This window comes from Streptomyces goshikiensis (assembly GCF_014650555.1).
In the GTDB taxonomy this organism is placed as follows: domain Bacteria; phylum Actinomycetota; class Actinomycetes; order Streptomycetales; family Streptomycetaceae; genus Streptomyces; species Streptomyces goshikiensis.
This window is the reverse complement of sequence record NZ_BMVE01000006.1, coordinates 327,980-344,264: the sequence shown is the minus strand read 5'-3', so window position 1 is coordinate 344,264 and position 16,285 is coordinate 327,980. Positions and strand designations below refer to the sequence as shown.

At 71.2% G+C, this 16,285-nt stretch carries 13 protein-coding genes; 1 reads left to right on the top strand and 12 read right to left on the bottom strand.

Going from position 1 to position 16,285, the window contains the following annotated elements:
- Positions 1–42: 42 nt before the first annotated feature.
- From IE248_RS20245 to folC, 11 genes are all read right to left on the bottom strand, one after another.
- Entirely contained in the window at positions 43–822 is a 780-nt protein-coding gene (locus tag IE248_RS20245; RefSeq protein WP_008738967.1) for a TIGR03936 family radical SAM-associated protein, read from the bottom strand.
- A gap of 368 nt (positions 823–1,190) precedes the next feature.
- Positions 1,191–3,116: a TIGR03960 family B12-binding radical SAM protein gene (locus IE248_RS20240; RefSeq protein ID WP_190031318.1), complete on the bottom strand. Its 1,926-nt coding sequence runs from the start codon at positions 3,114–3,116 to the stop codon at positions 1,191–1,193.
- An 80-nt stretch (positions 3,117–3,196) separates the two neighbouring features.
- Positions 3,197–4,726 carry a CYTH and CHAD domain-containing protein gene (locus IE248_RS20235; protein WP_190031317.1) on the bottom strand — a complete coding sequence of 510 codons (1,530 nt, stop codon included), beginning with the start codon at positions 4,724–4,726 and terminating at the stop codon, positions 3,197–3,199.
- A gap of 81 nt (positions 4,727–4,807) precedes the next feature.
- On the bottom strand, positions 4,808–6,007 hold the full coding sequence (rodA, locus tag IE248_RS20230; protein ID WP_008738974.1) for a rod shape-determining protein RodA: 1,200 nt from the start codon (positions 6,005–6,007) through the stop codon (positions 4,808–4,810).
- Positions 6,008–6,014: 7 nt separating this feature from the next.
- Positions 6,015–8,192, bottom strand: a complete 2,178-nt coding sequence (gene mrdA, locus IE248_RS20225) for a penicillin-binding protein 2 (protein ID WP_008738975.1) — start codon at positions 8,190–8,192, stop codon at positions 6,015–6,017.
- A 13-nt stretch (positions 8,193–8,205) separates the two neighbouring features.
- Positions 8,206–8,937: a rod shape-determining protein MreD gene (mreD, locus tag IE248_RS20220; RefSeq protein ID WP_008738977.1), complete on the bottom strand. Its 732-nt coding sequence runs from the start codon at positions 8,935–8,937 to the stop codon at positions 8,206–8,208.
- A 12-nt stretch (positions 8,938–8,949) separates the two neighbouring features.
- Positions 8,950–9,891: a rod shape-determining protein MreC gene (gene mreC / locus IE248_RS20215; RefSeq protein ID WP_037791652.1), complete on the bottom strand. Its 942-nt coding sequence runs from the start codon at positions 9,889–9,891 to the stop codon at positions 8,950–8,952.
- Between the two features lie 174 nt (positions 9,892–10,065).
- The gene (locus IE248_RS20210) at positions 10,066–11,085 is read right to left on the bottom strand and encodes a rod shape-determining protein (protein ID WP_008738981.1); all 1,020 of its coding nucleotides are present in this window, start codon (positions 11,083–11,085) and stop codon (positions 10,066–10,068) included.
- Positions 11,086–11,378: 293 nt separating this feature from the next.
- On the bottom strand, positions 11,379–11,792 hold the full coding sequence (ndk, locus tag IE248_RS20205; protein WP_190031316.1) for a nucleoside-diphosphate kinase: 414 nt from the start codon (positions 11,790–11,792) through the stop codon (positions 11,379–11,381).
- Between the two features lie 109 nt (positions 11,793–11,901).
- Positions 11,902–12,267 (bottom strand): DUF4233 domain-containing protein, encoded by a 366-nt coding sequence (locus tag IE248_RS20200; RefSeq protein WP_190031315.1) that lies wholly within the window; start codon positions 12,265–12,267, stop codon positions 11,902–11,904.
- 3 nt (positions 12,268–12,270) lie between these two features.
- Complete coding sequence (folC, locus tag IE248_RS20195) at positions 12,271–13,800, bottom strand: bifunctional tetrahydrofolate synthase/dihydrofolate synthase (RefSeq protein ID WP_073773506.1); 1,530 nt, start codon at positions 13,798–13,800, stop codon at positions 12,271–12,273.
- Positions 13,801–13,917: 117 nt separating this feature from the next.
- On the opposite strand from folC, the gene IE248_RS20190 reads away from it, so the two are divergent.
- Entirely contained in the window at positions 13,918–14,982 is a 1,065-nt protein-coding gene (locus tag IE248_RS20190) for a rod shape-determining protein (RefSeq protein WP_073799445.1), read from the top strand.
- Here IE248_RS20190 and IE248_RS20185 read toward each other — a convergent pair.
- On the bottom strand, positions 14,979–16,139 hold the full coding sequence (locus tag IE248_RS20185; protein ID WP_190031314.1) for a sensor histidine kinase: 1,161 nt from the start codon (positions 16,137–16,139) through the stop codon (positions 14,979–14,981). The genes IE248_RS20190 and IE248_RS20185 overlap by 4 nt on opposite strands.
- Positions 16,140–16,285: the final 146 nt, after the last annotated feature.

The window sequence follows — 16,285 nt, the reverse complement described above, 5'->3', positions numbered from 1 at the left end:
AGGTGGCTCCCGAGTGCCAGGGCGGCGCGGCAACGACGTTCCTTACGCGGCGGGACCTTCCGGCGCCTTCGCGTCGGCTGCTACGGCGGCCGTGGGTGGGGCGGCCGTGACAGCCTCGCGGTCGGGCGCGAGCGGGTCGGTCACCGTGCCGGACTCTTCGTCGAAGAGCCCCTGCGCCAGCCTGGTCACCGCTGCGGGGACCGGCGGCGCCAGGTCGGCCACGACATGGAGACCGGACAGGACGTCGTCGGGTCGCACGGCAGGTGTCAAATGCCGAACAACCAGCCGCAGTATCGCACAAGCATTGTCCAGCGGCCTATCAGCCTGCGCGGGAAGCGCTTCCAGGCTGACCACGGCCGCGCGGGTGTCGAAGGTCCGGATGCCGTTCTTGGTGCGGCGCTGGACCTCCACGGTCTCGGCCGCCAGGAACGCGGCCACGGCCCGCTCGGCGTCAGCGGGCTCCACGCCTTCCAGGCGCAGCTCCCAGACGGAGGCGGTCAGGCGCTCGGCGAGCCCGGAGGTACGGGCCTCGACGGCGTCGATGATGTCGAGCCCGACCGGCATCGACTCGTCCAGGAGCTCACGGAGCCTGTGCGGGTCGCGGGGCGCGGCGAGCGCGATCTCCAGGTACTCGGCTTCGCTGCCGGTGCCGGTGGGCGCGGCGTTCGCGTACGAGACCCGGGGGTGCGGGGTGAAGCCGGCCGAGTACGCCATGGGCACCTCGGAGCGGCGCAGGGCCCGCTCGAAGGCACGCTGGAAGTCTCGGTGGCTGGTGAACCGGAGGCGGCCGCGCTTGGTGTAGCGCAGTCGAATGCGCTGCACCACCGGTGCGGGAGGCGGGCCTTCGGGCTGTCGCTTGCCCAGTGGTTCTTCTCCTTGTGCGGGGCTCCGCGGCTCGCGCGTCGCCCTGAGCGTCTGTGGACCCGGCAGGCCATGCCCTGCTCCCGGCTCTCCCCCGCCGTGTACGCGGGGGGCTCTCGGGGGCGGGCGTGTCGCCTACGGGTGTCGTACTACCCAGAGTACGCGCCCGTGACCTCGTCGGTTCCCCGCCGGGAGTACCGAACGGCGCGCGCTTGACGTCGAGGGGCGACGAGGAGGCCCCGGACCGGCCGGCCGTGCGCGGCACGGGCGGGCGGGAAACGCGGGAGGCCCCCACCCTGTGCGGGTGGGGGCCTCTCGTCGCGCGGGGGTTACTTCACGACCGACAGCGGCAGCAGCTTCTTGCCGGTCGGGCCGATCTGGATCTGCGTGTCCATCTGCGGGCAGACGCCGCAGTCGAAGCAGGGGGTCCAGCGGCAGTCGTCGACCTCGGTCTCGTCGAGGGCGTCCTGCCAGTCCTCCCAGAGCCAGTCCTTGTCGAGACCGGAGTCCAGGTGGTCCCAGGGCAGGACCTCCTCGTAGGTGCGCTCGCGGGTGGTGTACCAGGCCACGTCCACCCCGTACGCGGGCAGGGCCTTCTCGGCGGCCTGCATCCAGCGGTCGTACGAGAAGTGCTCGCGCCAGCCGTCGAAGCGGCCGCCCGACTCGTACACGGCGCGGATGACGTCGCCGATGCGGCGGTCGCCGCGCGAGAGCAGGCCCTCGACGATGCCGGGCTTGCCGTCGTGGTAGCGGAAGCCGATGGAGCGGCCGTACTTCTTGTCGCCGCGGATCTTGTCGCGCAGCTTGGTCAGGCGCGCGTCCGTCTCCTCGGCCGACAGCTGCGGCGCCCACTGGAACGGGGTGTGCGGCTTCGGGACGAACCCGCCGATGGACACGGTGCAGCGGATGTCGTTCTGCCCGGAGACCTCGCGGCCCTTGGCGATGACGTTGACCGCCATGTCGCCGATCTGGAGGACGTCCTCGTCGGTCTCGGTGGGCAGGCCGCACATGAAGTACAGCTTCACCTGGCGCCAGCCGTTGCCGTAGGCCGTGGCGACGGTGCGGATGAGGTCCTCTTCCGAGACCATCTTGTTGATGACCTTGCGCATGCGCTCGGAGCCGCCCTCGGGGGCGAAGGTGAGGCCCGAGCGGCGTCCGTTGCGGGTCAGCTCGTTGGCCAGGTCCACGTTGAAGGCGTCCACACGGGTCGACGGGAGGGACAGGCCCACCTTGTCGTCCGAGTAGCGGTCCGCGAGGCCCTTGGCGATGTCGGCGATCTCGGTGTGGTCCGCGGAGGACAGCGAGAGCAGGCCGACCTCCTCGAAGCCGGTCGCCTTGAGGCCCTTCTCGACCATTTCGCCGATGCCGGTGATGCTTCGCTCCCGCACGGGGCGCGTGATCATGCCGGCCTGGCAGAAACGGCAGCCGCGGGTGCAGCCGCGGAAGATCTCCACGGACATGCGCTCGTGGACGGTCTCGGCGAGCGGGACCAGGGGCTGCTTGGGGTACGGCCACTCGTCGAGGTCCATGACGGTGTGCTTGGACACGCGCCACGGCACGCCGGAGCGGTTCGGGACGACGCGGCCGATGCGGCCGTCCGGCAGGTACTCGACGTCGTAGAAGCCCGGGACGTAGACGCCGCCGGTCTTCGCGAGGCGCAGCAGGACCTCCTCGCGCCCGCCCGGGCGGCCCTCGGCCTTCCAGGCGCGGATGATCTCGGTCATGTCGAGGACGGCCTGCTCGCCGTCGCCGATGACGGCGCAGTCGATGAACTCGGCGATCGGCTCGGGGTTGAAGGCCGCATGGCCTCCCGCGAGGACGATCGGGTGGTCCACCGTACGGTTGCGGGCCTCCAGCGGGATGCCCGCGAGGTCGAGCGCCGTGAGCATGTTGGTGTAGCCGAGCTCGGTGGAGAAGGAGAGCCCGAACACGTCGAAGTCGCCGACCGGGCGGTGGCTGTCGACGGTGAACTGCGGGACCTTGTGCTCACGCATGAGCTCTTCCAGGTCCGGCCACACGCTGTAGGTGCGCTCGGCGAGGACGCCCTCGCGTTCGTTGAGCACCTCGTACAGGATCATGACGCCCTGGTTGGGCAGGCCCACCTCGTACGCGTCCGGGTACATGAGCGCCCAGCGGACGTCCGCGCTCTCCCACGGCTTCACGGTGGAGTTGAGCTCACCACCGACGTACTGGATGGGCTTCTGCACATGCGGGAGCAGAGCTTCGAGCTGTGGGAAGACCGACTCGGACATCACGCGACTTTCGTGAAGCGGGCAGGGGGCAGCTCTCAAGCGTACCCCGCTGCCCGGGCGGCCCCCGCCGCGTCGATCACCGGTCAGCCCCGCGGGGCTGACCGCAGCTCGGGGTCGCGGGCCGCCGCCCAGACCTCGGCGAGTTCCCGTTCGCGCCGCTCGGCCAGGGCCTCCTCGCGGGCGTGGACGACGCCCCAGGTGAAGGCGGACTCCCCCGCCGCGGTGGCCTGGACGCCGAGGCCGAGCAGGGCCTCGCGGGCGACGACGCTGTCCTGGTGGTCGCCGAGCAGGGTCTGCACCTTCTTCACGGCCTCGGCCAGGCGTTTCGCGGGCTTGCCGAGGGCCGGTACGGCCGCTTCCGCCGCGTAGCGGGAGCGTTTGGCGGCCTTGCGGGCCTCGTGCAGGGCCAGGTCGCGCTCGTGGCCCGGTTCCAGGTCCAGGGCGGTGGCGATCCGCTTCGCGAGCCGCCGGTGGTCGTGCAGCACGGCCTTGGGCAGGACGCTGTCGGCGGGCTCGTCGGCGCCCTCCAGCAGCGGCGGGTCGGCGAGCAGGGCGTCGAGGGCGTCCAGGAGGGCCACGTACCGCTTGCTGTCCAGGGCGGCGAGGGCGCGCCGCCGGGAGCCGGAGCGGCGGGCGTTGTTCCACACCCGGAGCCGGCCGCGCACCGGGCCGAGCAGCAGGGTGCGCGGGAGTTCGCCGAGCCGGGTCTGGAGCCGGTCGAGCAGGACCTCCTGGTCGCGGTCGACGCCGAGTTCGGCGGCGAGCCAGCGCAGCTCGTCGCCGAGGGGGTCGGTGACCTCCCGGTCGAGCACCTTGCGGTAGGTCTTGAAGGCGCTGCGCATCCGCCGGGTGGCCACGCGCAGCTGATGGACGGAGTCGGGCAGGTTCCTGCGTACGGCGGGGTCGTGCGCGATCACGGCGTCGAGCTGTTCGCGCAGGTACGAGAGGACGTACGCGCCCGCAGCCCCGTCGGCGGGACCGGCCCCGGGCCGGGCGGGCGGTTCGGCGCCGGTCTCGGCGAGGGCGCGGGCCAGCTTCGAGGGGGCGTCGCTGACGCGGAGTCCGGCCTTGCGGAACTTCTTCTCGACGGCGTCGAGCAGCGCCGGGTCGACGTCGTCGGCGAGTTCCACCTCGACCTCGGTCCAGCCGGCGGTGGTCTCGCCGCGCTCGGCCCGGACGGTGTCGGTGGACAGTTCGGCGAGCAGGGCCCCGTCGGCGTCGAGGAGGTGGCTGACCCGGCGCGAGGAGCGCAGCCGGACCTGGGGCTCCAGGGCGCCGCCGCGGACCCGGGAGCGGACCAGGGCGGCGAGGGCGGGTGGCACCGTGTCGCCGAGCGGCGCCGCGACCTCGTCGCGGACCCCGGGTGAGACGGGGATCTTGAGGTGCCAGCCGGCGTCGCCGCCGCCGGTCCTGCGCCGCAGGGTCAGGCCGTCGGCGGCGAGCCGCTGGTCGGGGGTGTCGTAGTAGACGGCGTCGAGGTCGACGGTGCCCTCGTCACGGACGGCCGCGACGGCGGCCGTGCCGGTCAGGTCCGGCAGCGCCCGCCGGGCGGCTTTCGACGCCTTCTCGGAGAACTCGAATTTCCGCTCGATCTCGCGCTTGGTGTCCGCCATGAACCGAATTTAGTCCTCACCGGATCACGACGGCGGGGTGAACGGGGAATCGGGGCCGTTTCGGCGGCGGATCGGCCACGACTAGGCCGACATCGGACGTTGCACCCTGATCGACTGCAACAGTCCGACCGCCACCCAGACGGCGAACATCGACGATCCTCCGTAGGACACGAACGGCAGGGGCAGCCCCGCCACCGGCATGATGCCGAGGGTCATCCCGATGTTCTCGAAGGCCTGGAAGGCGAACCAGGCGATGATCCCGGCCGCCACGATCGTCCCGTAGAGCTCGGTGGTCTCCCGGGCGATCAGGCAGGCCCGCCACAGCACCACGCCGAGCAGGACGAGGATCAGCCCGGCCCCGAGGAAGCCCAGCTCCTCCCCCGCCACGGTGAAGACGAAGTCGGTCTGCTGCTCGGGGACGAACTGGCCGGTGGTCTGGGAGCCCTTGAACAGCCCGGAGCCGGTGAGACCGCCGGAGCCGATCGCGATGCGCGCCTGGTTGGTGTTGTAGCCGACGCCGGCGGGGTCGAGCTCGGGGTTGGCGAAGGCCGCGAAGCGGTTGATCTGGTACTCGTCGAGGACGCCGAGCTGCCAGATCAGGATGGCGCCGGTGGCGCCCGAGCCGAGCAGCCCGAGCACCCAGCGGTTGGAGGCGCCGGAGGCCAGCAGCACGCCGAGCACGATGATCACCATGACCATGACCGAGCCGAGGTCGGGCATCAGCATGACGATGCCCATCGGGGCGGCGGCCAGGCAGAGCGCCTTGACCACGGTCCGGTGGTCGGGATGGGACAGGTCACCGGCGTCGACCCGGGCCGCCAGCAGCATCGCCATGCCCAGGATGATCGTGATCTTCACGAACTCGGAGGGCTGGAGCGAGAAGCCGCCGCCGATGACGATCCAGGCGTGGGCGCCGTTGATGGTGGCGCCGAGCGGGGTGAGCACGGCGAGGATCAGCAACAGCGAGAGCCCGTAGAGGATCGGCACGGCGCCGCGCAGCGTGCGGTGGCCGAGCCAGACCGTGCCGATCATCAGCACCAGGCCGATGCCGGTGTTCAGGGCGTGCCGCAGCAGGAAGTAGTACGGGTCGCCCTGGTTGAGGCTGGTCCGGTTGCGGGTCGCCGACCACACGAGCATCGAGCCGATGAAGGACAGCGCGAGCGCGGACAGCAGTATCGGCCAGTCGAGCCGGCGCAGCACCGAGTCGCGGGAGGTCAGCTTGGCCACCGGCCCGCGCTGGGGCGCGTACCGGGAGACGGAGAACTTGTTGGCGGTCTGCATCGGGGCCTCAGTCCTGCCGCGCGGTGGGCGGGGCGGGCGGTCCGGCGAGCGCGGGCGGCGCCGAGTCCTCCGGGGACGGGGGCACGTACGGCTTGACCTCGGGCGCGTCGATGGAGCCGTCGGGCTGGATGGTGGGCAGCTTCGCCTCGGGCTTGAGCAGCAGGGCCTTCTTCGGGTCCTGCTTGCCGGCCATGTCGAGGCCGTAGATGGCGTTGTAGACGTTGCGCACGGCCGGACCGGAGGCACCGGAGCCGGTACCACCCTGGGAGATCGTCATCACGATCGTGTAGTCCTCGGTGTACGTGGCGAACCAGGAGGTCGTCTGCTTGCCGTAGACCTCGGCGGTACCGGTCTTGGCGTGCATCGGGATCTGCTTCTGCGGCCAGCCGCCGAAGCGCCAGGCGGCGGTACCGCGGGTGGCGACGCCTTCGAGCGCCTCGTCGATCTGGTCGCGGGTCTTCGAGGTCATCGGCAGCTTGCCGTGGGCCTGCGGCTTGATCTCCTCGACGTTCTTGCCGTCGGCGCTGATGACGGCCTTGCCGATGGTCGGGTTCCACATGGTGCCGCCGTTGGAGATGGCCGCGTAGATGGTGGCCATCTGGATCGGGGTGACGAGCGTGTCGCCCTGGCCGATGGAGTAGTTGACGGAGTCACCGGCGCGCATGAGGTTGCCTTCGAGGCAGTTCTCGTAGGACAGCAGCTCGATGTAGGTGCCGCCCTTCTTGCCGGTCTTGCACCACTGGTCCTTGTTGGCCTCCCAGAACCGCTGCTTCCACTGGCGGTCCGGGACGCGGCCCTTCTCCTCGCCCGGCAGGTCCACGCCGGTCTCGGCGCCGAGGCCGAACTGGTGGGCCGTCTTGTAGAAGATGTCCGCCGGGTTCTTCACCGGCTTCAGGGCGCCGTCCTTCTGCCACTGCTGGTGGGCGAGGGCGTAGAAGACGGTGTCGCAGGACACCTCCAGGGCCTGGCCCAGGGTGATGGAGCCGTGGCCCTGGGACTCGAAGTTCTTGAAGACCTGGCCGCCGATGGAGTACGAGCTGGGGCAGGGGTAGTCGCCGTCGAACTTGTACCCGGCGTTGACGGCGGCCGTGGTGGGGATGACCTTGAAGATCGAGCCCGGGGCCGCCTGGCCCTGGATCGCCCGGTTCATCAGCGGGACGTTGGAGGACTTGGCGGTGAGCTTGGCGTAGTCCTTGCCGGAGATCCCGCCGACCCAGACGTTCGGGTCGTACGTCGGGTTGGAGGCCATCGCGACGACGCGGCCGGTCTTGGACTCCAGCACCACGATGGCGCCGGCGTCGGCCTTGTAGGGGACGCCGGTGTTGCGGTCGATCTGCTTGCGGGCCTCGATCATGGCCGCGTTCAGCTCGAACTCGGCGACGCCCTGGACGCGGGCGTCGATGCTGGTCACGAGGTTCGCCCCGGGGATCGCCGGGTCGTTGGCGGCCTCGCCGATGACCCGGCCGAGGTTGTCCACCTCGTAGCGGGTCACACCGGACTTGCCGCGCAGCGCCTTGTCATACGTGCGCTCCAGTCCGAAGCGGCCCACCTGGTCGGAGCGCAGGAACGGCGAGTTGGTGTTCTTGGCCTTGACGATCTCGTCGTCGGTGACCGGCGAGAGGTAGCCGAGCACCTGGCCGGTGTTGGCGCCGCCGGGGGCCGGGTAGCGGCGTACAGCGGTGGGCTCGGCGGTGATGCCGGGGAAGTCCTCGGGGCGCTCGCGGATCTGGAGGGCCTGCTGGGTGGTCGCCTCGTCGGTGACCGGGATGGGCTGGTACGGGGAGCCGTTCCAGCAGGGCTGGGGGGTCTTGGAGTCGCAGAGCCGGACCTTGTCCATGACGTCCTGCGGCTTCATGTCGAGCACCCCGGCGAGCCGGGTCAGGACGCCTTTGCCCTTGTCCTTTATCTTCATCAGCTCGGTGCGGCTGGCGGAGACGACCAGGCGGGTCTCGTTGTCGGCGAGCGGCACGCCGCGCGCGTCCAGGATCGAGCCGCGCACGGCGGGCTGGACGACCTGCTGGACGTGGTTGTTCTTGGCCTCGTCGGAGTACTCGGCGCCGTTGCGGATCTGGAGGTACCAGAGCCGCCCCCCGAGGGTGAACAGCAGCGAGAAGACGAGCACCTGGATGATGACGAGCCGGATCTGCACCCGAGGGGTGCGGCCGGTCTCCGGAATGTTGGTCACGCCTGCTCCCCCGTCACGGCTTCTTGACGCTCTTCACGCCTTTGATGCCTTTGACGCCCTTGACACTCTTGACGCCCTTCACACCCTTTATGCGTACGGCCCGGTTGGCGCGGCCGCGCGCGGTACGCATCCGCAGGCCGCCGCGCTGGCTGCCGATCCGCAGCCCGGTGCCGCCGGCCAGCCAGCCGGAGGCCACGTCCTTGCCCTGCGGTGCTCCGCCGTTGGCCTCGACGGCCATCGGGTCGTTCTCGGCGCGGCGCGCCAGGGCCATGATGAACGGCACCGTGAACGGGGCGAGCAGCAGGTCGTACAGGGTCGCCGTGAACAGCAGCCCGGTCAGGCCCACGTGCCGGGCGGCGGTGTCGCCGACGAGGGCGCCGACTCCCGCGTACAGCAGGGTGGAGCCGATCGCGGCGGCGACGACGGTCAGCATCGGGCCCCAGGCGGAGCGGAACCGCCCGCTGTCGGGGCGGGCCAGGCCGACGAGGTAGCCGATGAGGCACAGGACGAGCGCGTAGCGCCCGGCGGCGTGGTCGGCGGGCGGGGCCAGGTCCGCGAGGAGACCGGCGCCGAAGCCGATGAGGGCGCCGCTGACGTGCCCGTACACCAGCGCGAGGGCGACGACGGTCAGCAGCACCAGGTCGGGTACGGCGCCGGGCAGCTGGAGGCGGCCCAGGACGGAGACCTGGATGACGAGGGCGACCACGACCAGCGTGGCCGAGAGCAGGATCCGGTTGAAGCGCATGGCGGTCAGCTCCTACTCGTCGGCCGGCTTGGCGGGCACGCTCGCGGACGGGGTGACCGTGACGGTGACCGTCGGGGTCGGCTTGGGCGGTGCGGGCTTGGGGGGCAGCACGGCGTCGCGCGGGTCCTCGCGCGGGGGCATGACCACGACGCCGACGATGTCGAGGCGGGAGAACCCGACGAACGGGCGGACCCAGACGGTGCGGGTCAGGTCGCCGCGCGAGGGGTCGACCTTGACCACCTCGCCGATGGGGACACCGGGGACGAAGGGCTTGTTGCCGCGCGACCCGAAGGTGAGCAGCCGGTCGCCGGGGTTGATCTTCGCCTTGCCGTTGAGCATCTGGACGGAGAGGGCGCGGTCGCCCTGGCCGGTGGCGAAGCCCAGCTCGCCGGTCTTCTCCAGGCGGGTGCCGACGGTGAAGTCGGGGTCGTTGGCGAGGACCACGGTGGCGGTGTCCGGGCCGACGGTGGCGACGCGGCCGACGAGCCCGTCGCCGTTGAGGACGGTCATGTCGCGCTCGATGCCGTCCTTGCTGCCGGCGTCGATGGTCACGGTCCAGGAGAAGCCCTGGGCCGCTCCTATGGCGATGACCTCGGCGCCCTTGATGCCGTACTGGCCGGCGCCGGCGCGCTTGAGCATCTCGTCGAGCTCGTGGATCCGGCTGCGTGTCTGGTCCTCGCTGCCGAGTTTGGCCTTCAGGGCCGCGTTCTCGCGGGTCAGCGTGGCGATGCGGTTGTGGCGCTCACCGGAGTCCCGTACCGCCCCTATGGCGTTGGCGACCGGGTCGACCGCGGTCGCGACGCCCTCCTCGACCGGGCCGAAGACCGCCGCGGCGGCCTGCCGGGCACCGTCGACCGGAGAATCCTCGCCCGTTCTGATGTCCACCGTGATCAGCGCGAACGCGATGGCGATCAGAAGAACCAGGAGCAGCCGGCTTTCTCGTGTGTCCCTCACGTGCGGCGGCCGTGCCTTCCTCGTAGATACCCGTGCGGCGAAGCCGCTCCGGTGGACCGTGGAGCCGTGATCCCCACCGGACTGTGCCTGTATATCAACGATCCGCCGCACGGGCCCGGTAGCACCCGTACGGCGGATCCTTGTGTTCCGCATGCCCCCCGAACGGGGGGTCTATCACCGCCGGGGCTGGGCGTCCAGGACCTGCTGGAGCGCCTCGAACTCCTCCACGCACTTGCCGGAGCCGAGGGCCACGGAGTCGAGGGGATCCTCGGCGATGTGGATCGGCATGCCGGTCTCGCGGCGCAGCCGCTCGTCCAGGCCGCGCAGCAGGGCTCCGCCGCCGGTGAGGACGATGCCGCGGTCCATGATGTCGCCGGAGAGCTCCGGCGGGCACTTGTCGAGGGTGGTCTTGACCGCGTCGACGATGGCGTTGACCGGCTCCTCGATGGCCTTGCGCACCTCGGCGGCCGAGATGACGACCGTCTTGGGCAGCCCGGAGACCAGGTCGCGGCCGCGGATCTCGGTGTGCTCGTCCTTGTCGAGGTCGTACGCCGACCCGATCGTGATCTTGATCTGCTCGGCGGTGCGCTCGCCGAGGAGGAGCGAGTACTCCTTCTTGATGTGCTGGATGATCGCGTTGTCCAGCTCGTCGCCGGCGACCCGGATGGACTGCGCGGTGACGATTCCGCCGAGGGAGATGACGGCGACCTCGGTGGTGCCGCCGCCGATGTCCACGACCATGTTGCCGGTGGCCTCGTGGACGGGCAGGCCCGAGCCGATGGCGGCGGCCATGGGCTCTTCGATGATGTGCACCTGGCGGGCGCCGGCCTGCGTGGACGCCTCGATCACGGCGCGTCGCTCCACTCCCGTGATGCCGGAGGGCACGCAGACCACGACGCGCGGGCGGGCCAGGTAGCGGCGCTTGTGGATCTTGAGGATGAAGTACCGGAGCATGCGCTCGGTGATCTCGAAGTCGGCGATCACGCCGTCCTTGAGGGGCCGTACGGCGACGATGTTGCCGGGCGTGCGCCCGATCATCTTCTTCGCCTCCGAGCCGACCGCCAGGATGCCACCGGTGTTCGTGTTGATGGCGACCACGGACGGCTCGTTCAGGACGATCCCCCGGCCCCTCACGTACACCAGCGTGTTGGCGGTCCCGAGGTCGATCGCCATGTCACGGCCGATGAACGACATTTTGTTCCCCTTGTTCCCCATGAGGAGCGTCTGGCCTTCCAGTTGATAGCGGCTGCTGTCAGGTCGGCGAGGTGGGTGTGTGGGTGGAGGCCCCATCGTAGTGCCGCATGTGCTGCCGGCGCGCGACGGGACTCCGGCAATCCCGCCGGAATGGATACCCGCCCCCATAGTGGTGACGTCGTGCCCTGTCGATGCGTTCCCGCAAGCGGGCCCGAATACCGAAGGGCGACCGAAATTACTTCGGTCGCCCCAGGTCATGAGCGCTATTCGGCTGATGTCTCGTCAGGAAGGACTCATCCGAGGGTGGGGAAGAACAGCTTCAGCTCGCGCTCGGCGGACTCCTCGGAATCCGAGGCGTGGATCAGGTTCTCCCGGGTGATGGAACCGAAGTCACCCCGGATGGAGCCGGGCGCCGCGGCGATCGGGTCGGTGGGGCCGGCCAGCTGGCGGACACCCTCGATCACGCGTTCCCCTTCGACGACCAGGACCACGACCGGACCGCTCGCCATGAAGCCCATGAGGGGCTCGTAGAAGGGCTTGCCCTTGTGCTCGCCGTAGTGGGTCTCCAGGGTCTCCTGGTCCAGCGTACGCAGCTCCATCGCGGGAACAGTCCAGCCGGCCTTGCGCTCGATCCGGCCGATGATCTCGCCGATCAGGCCGCGACGGACGGCGTCCGGCTTGAGGATGACGAGGGTGCGCTGGGTCATGTTTCGGCTCCTTGCGGCAAACGGGTGCGGTCCCACGAATCTACAGGGGCCCCGGGGCGCCACCGTCCGCAGCCCGCGGGCCGGCGGGAGCGCCCCGTACCGCCCCTCCTCAGGCCTGCCGGGCCTCGGCCGGGGCCTGCACCTCGCTCTGCGCCGCCCAGCGGGCCTTGATCGTGTCGATGCGGCGGCCGTAGTGCACCGAGCACCACCACAGGCCGGCGAAGACCGCGCCGAGGACGAACATCATCGGAACGACCAGTCCGCTGATGATCAGCCCGATCTGGAGCGCCCAGCCGATCTGCACCGCTCCCGGCCGCGACAGCATCCCGCACAGCAGCACCGACAGCAGCATCGCGATCCCGCACACCGTCCAGACCGTCGCCTGGGTCAGGTCCGGGTTCTTCATCGCGACCAGCCCCGCGAAGCCGATCACGAAGAACTCGCCGATCAGCGTCGAAGCACACAGCGTGCGCATCCCTCAGCCCCTCTTCAGCAGCAGGCGGGCCTCGCCCACCGTGATCACGGAGCCGGTCACCAGGACCCCGGCCCCTCCGTACTCGGCCTCTTCCTCCGCCAGGGTGATCGCCGCCTCCAGGGCGTCGTCCAGCCGCGGCTCCACCTGGACCCGGTCCGGGCCGAAGACCTCGACCGCGATCGCGGCCAGCTCGTCCGCGCTCATCGCCCGGTGGCTGGTGTTCTCCGTGACGACGACCTCCGCGAGGATCGGCTCGAACGCCTCGAAGACGCCCTTGACGTCCTTGCCGTCGCTCGCGGCCACGACCCCGATCAGCCGGCTGAACCCGAACGCCTCGGTCACCGCCTCCGCGGTGACCTGCGCCCCGGCCGGGTTGTGCGCGGCGTCCAGCACCACGGTGGGGCTGCGCCGGACGACCTCCATGCGGCCCGGCGAGGTCGCCGAGGCGAAGGCCCGCCGCACGGTGTCCGCGTCCAGGACCCGGGCCTGCTGCCCGCCGATGCCGAAGAAGGCCTCGACGGCCGCCAGGGCCACGGCCGCGTTGCGCGCCATGTGGGCGCCGTACAGCGGCAGGAAGATGCCGTCGTACTCGCCGCCGACGCCGCGCAGGGTCAGCATCTGCCCGCCGACCGCCACCTCGCGGGAGACCACGCCGAACTCCATGCCCTCGCGGGCCACGGTCGCGTCGACCTCGACGGCCTTCTTCAGCAGCACCTGCGCCGCGTCCACCGGCTGCTGCGCGAGGATCACGGTGGCGTCCTGCTTGATGACGCCGCCCTTCTCCTGTGCGATCTCGCCGGGCGTGGAGCCGAGCCGGTCCGTGTGGTCCAGGCTGATCGGGGTGATCACCGCGACCGTCCCGTCGATCACGTTGGTCGCGTCCCAGGACCCGCCCATGCCGACCTCGACGACGGCCACGTCGACCGGGGCGTCCGCGAAGGCCGCGTACGCCATCCCGGTGAGGACCTCGAAGAAGGACAGCCGGTACTCCTCGGCCGCGTCGACCATCTCCACGTACGGCTTGACGTCGTGGTAGGTCTCGACGAACCGCTCGGCGCTGATCGGCGCCCCGTCGAGGCTGATCCGCTCGGTGACCGACTGCACGTGCGGGCTGGTGTAGCGGCCGGTGCGCAGCTCGAAGGCGTTCAGCAGCGCCTCGATCATGCGGGCGGTGCTGGTCTTGCCGTTGGTGCCGGTGATGTGGATGGAGGGGTACGCGCGCTGCGGCTCCCCCAGTACGTCCATCAGGGCGGCGATGCGGGAGACGGACGGCTCCAGCTTGGTCTCGCCCCAGCGGGAGGCGAGCTCCTCCTCCACCTCGCGCAGGGCCTTGTCCACCTCCGGGTCGGCGGGGCGGGCGGGCACCTGGTCGGTCTGCGGGGCTCCGCCGTGTGCGCGCAGGGTGCGGCTGCCGGCCTCGATCACCGCCAGGTCGGGGTCTCGGTCGGATTCTTCCGCCACGATCCGGTCGAACGCGTCGGGGCTCTCGCCGAGGTCGTCGGGGCCGTTGCTCTCGGGCTGCTGCTCACTCACAGGGCCAGTCTACGGACGAAGCCCGGCGGGACTTTCGGCCCGGGCGTTTCGGGACCTTCGGCGCAGAGGTCGACCAGATCGTTATGCAAGCCTTGCGGGCAGGAGATTGGGGAACAAATGGCGCAGGCGCGCAGGGAAAAGACACGGCCCGACAAGGCGGCTTCAAGCCGCGACATAGGCATCGACCTGGGGACCGCCAACACCCTCGTCTACGCCCGGGGCCACGGGATCGTCCTCAACGAGCCGTCCGTGGTGGCCGTCAGGGCGGGGACCACCACGGCGCTGGCCGTGGGCGCCGAGGCCAAGGAGACCATCGGCCGCACCCCCGGCTCCATCACCGCGATCCGCCCGCTCAAGGACGGGGTGATCTGCGACTACGAGGCCGCCGAGGAGATGATCCGGCACTTCGTGCGCAAGGCCGTCCCGGGACGGCGGACCCGTACCCGGATGGTGATCTGCGTGCCGTCCGGGGTGACCCCGGTGGAGCGGCGGGCCATCGTCCACGCCTCCACCCGGGCCGGGGCGAAGAGCGTGCACCTGATCGAGGAACCGATGGCGGCCGCGATCGGCGCCGGACTGCCGGTGGCCGAACCGCGCGGCTCCATGGTCGTGGACATCGGCGGCGGCACCTCCGAGGTCGCCGTCATCTCGCTGGGCGGCATCGTCACCTCGCGCTCCCTGCGGGTCGGCGGAGACCGGCTGGACTCCGCGATCACGGACTACGTGCGCAAGGAACACGGCCTGCTCATCGGCGAGCGCACCGCCGAGGACGTCAAGATCGGGATCGGCTCGGCCTGGCCGGTGCCGGACCGGCCGGAGCTGGAGACGCGGACGTTCACCGTGCGCGGCCGCGAGCGGGTCGGCGGCATGCCGAAGACGCTCCAGCTGACCACGGCGGACGTCCGGGCCGCGCTCGACGAGCAGGTCGAGGCGATCATCGCGGCGGTGCGCGCCACGCTGGAGGAGTGCCCGCCGGAGCTGTCCGGCGACGTGATGGAACACGGCATCGTCCTGACGGGCGGCGGCGCGCTGCTCCCGGGCCTGGACCTGCGGATGGCCTCGGCGACGCGCATCCCGGTCTTCGTGGCGGACTCCCCGCTGGACTGCGTGGCGCTGGGCTCGGGCCGGTGCGTGGAGGACCTGGACACCCTCGGCAGCCTGCTGGCGCCGGCGAAGGCCTAGCCGCGCGGCAGCACCGCCACCACGGAGTACGAGTCCGGCGTGCGCGTGGTCGTCAGGGTGCCGCCCAGACTGCGGACGCGTTCGGCCATGCTCGCCGTGCCCGAGCCTGCCGAGACGGGGGCGCGGCCGGGGACCCGGCCCGGGACGCGGGCGGCGAGGCCGTTGCTGACGGTGATCCGCAGCCGGGGCCCGTCCGCGGCGATGGTCACCTCGATGGTCTCCCCGTGGGCGTGCTTGGCCGCGTTGGTGAGGCACTCCTGGACCACCCGGTAGACCGCCGCCTGCCGCAGCGGCGACAGCCCGCGCGCCTCGGGGGCCATCACCAGCCGGACCGGCGAGCCGGCCCGTCCGCTCTCCTCCGCGAGCGCCGCCAGCCCGTCCACGCCGGGGGTCGAGGTCCGCTCCCCGCGCTGCACGATGATCTCGTTCAGCACCAGGTGCGCCCGCCGCGCGGTGTCGGCGAGCTCCTCGAAGTCCTTCGCATGCGCCGTCTCCCGCGAGCGCACCGACAGCACCTCGGAGCGCACCGTGAGCAGGGTCAGCTCCCGCCCGACGAAGTCGTGGACGTCCCGCGCGACCGAGGTGCGCTCCTGCTGGACGGCCTGGAGCACGGCGGACTCGGCACGCCGGACGTCGAGTTCGCGCACCAGGTCGTGCCGGTACGCGGCGATGCCGACGGCGGAGGCGAGCACCCCGATGGGCACGACCAGGCTGAGGAAGGAGCTGAGGCTCGCGCCCGCGGGCTCGGGCCAGCCCGGCACGCTGAACATGGCCAGCGCGAAGGCCACGTAACCGACGGTGGCGAGGACGCCGGCCCGGCGCCCCCGGAAGCGGCCGACCGAGTACAGGGCGAACTGGATCAGCGTCAGCTCGTGCAGCCACCCGATGAAGAGCAGGGACACGGCGTACGCGATCCACGGCCTCCGGCGCCGCGCCAGCAGGCTCGTACAGCCCACGGCGAGTACGGCGGCGGCGCTCGGACCGTTGAGGGAGTTGTCGGCGGCGGCGAGGCCGGGCAGGTCGAGCGCCATCAGCGCGAGGCAGCTCAGCGCCGTGAGGACGTCAAGCGCCCGTGGCGACCCGGACCAGCTCTCACCGAGGCGGCGGCCGGCCGCCGAGACACGGTGGAGCGCCGAGGCGGCGGGCTTGACGTGCATGCCCTCCATCATCCGTGCTCGACCCCCGTGAGCGCCCGGGCCGACGGACGGATAAAAAGTGACATACCGCACTCCGCTTGCCTCGCGGGTACGGGGCCGGCCGCGCTGGAACGCCGTCGGCCCCCGAGCGGTTCGCTCGGGGGCCG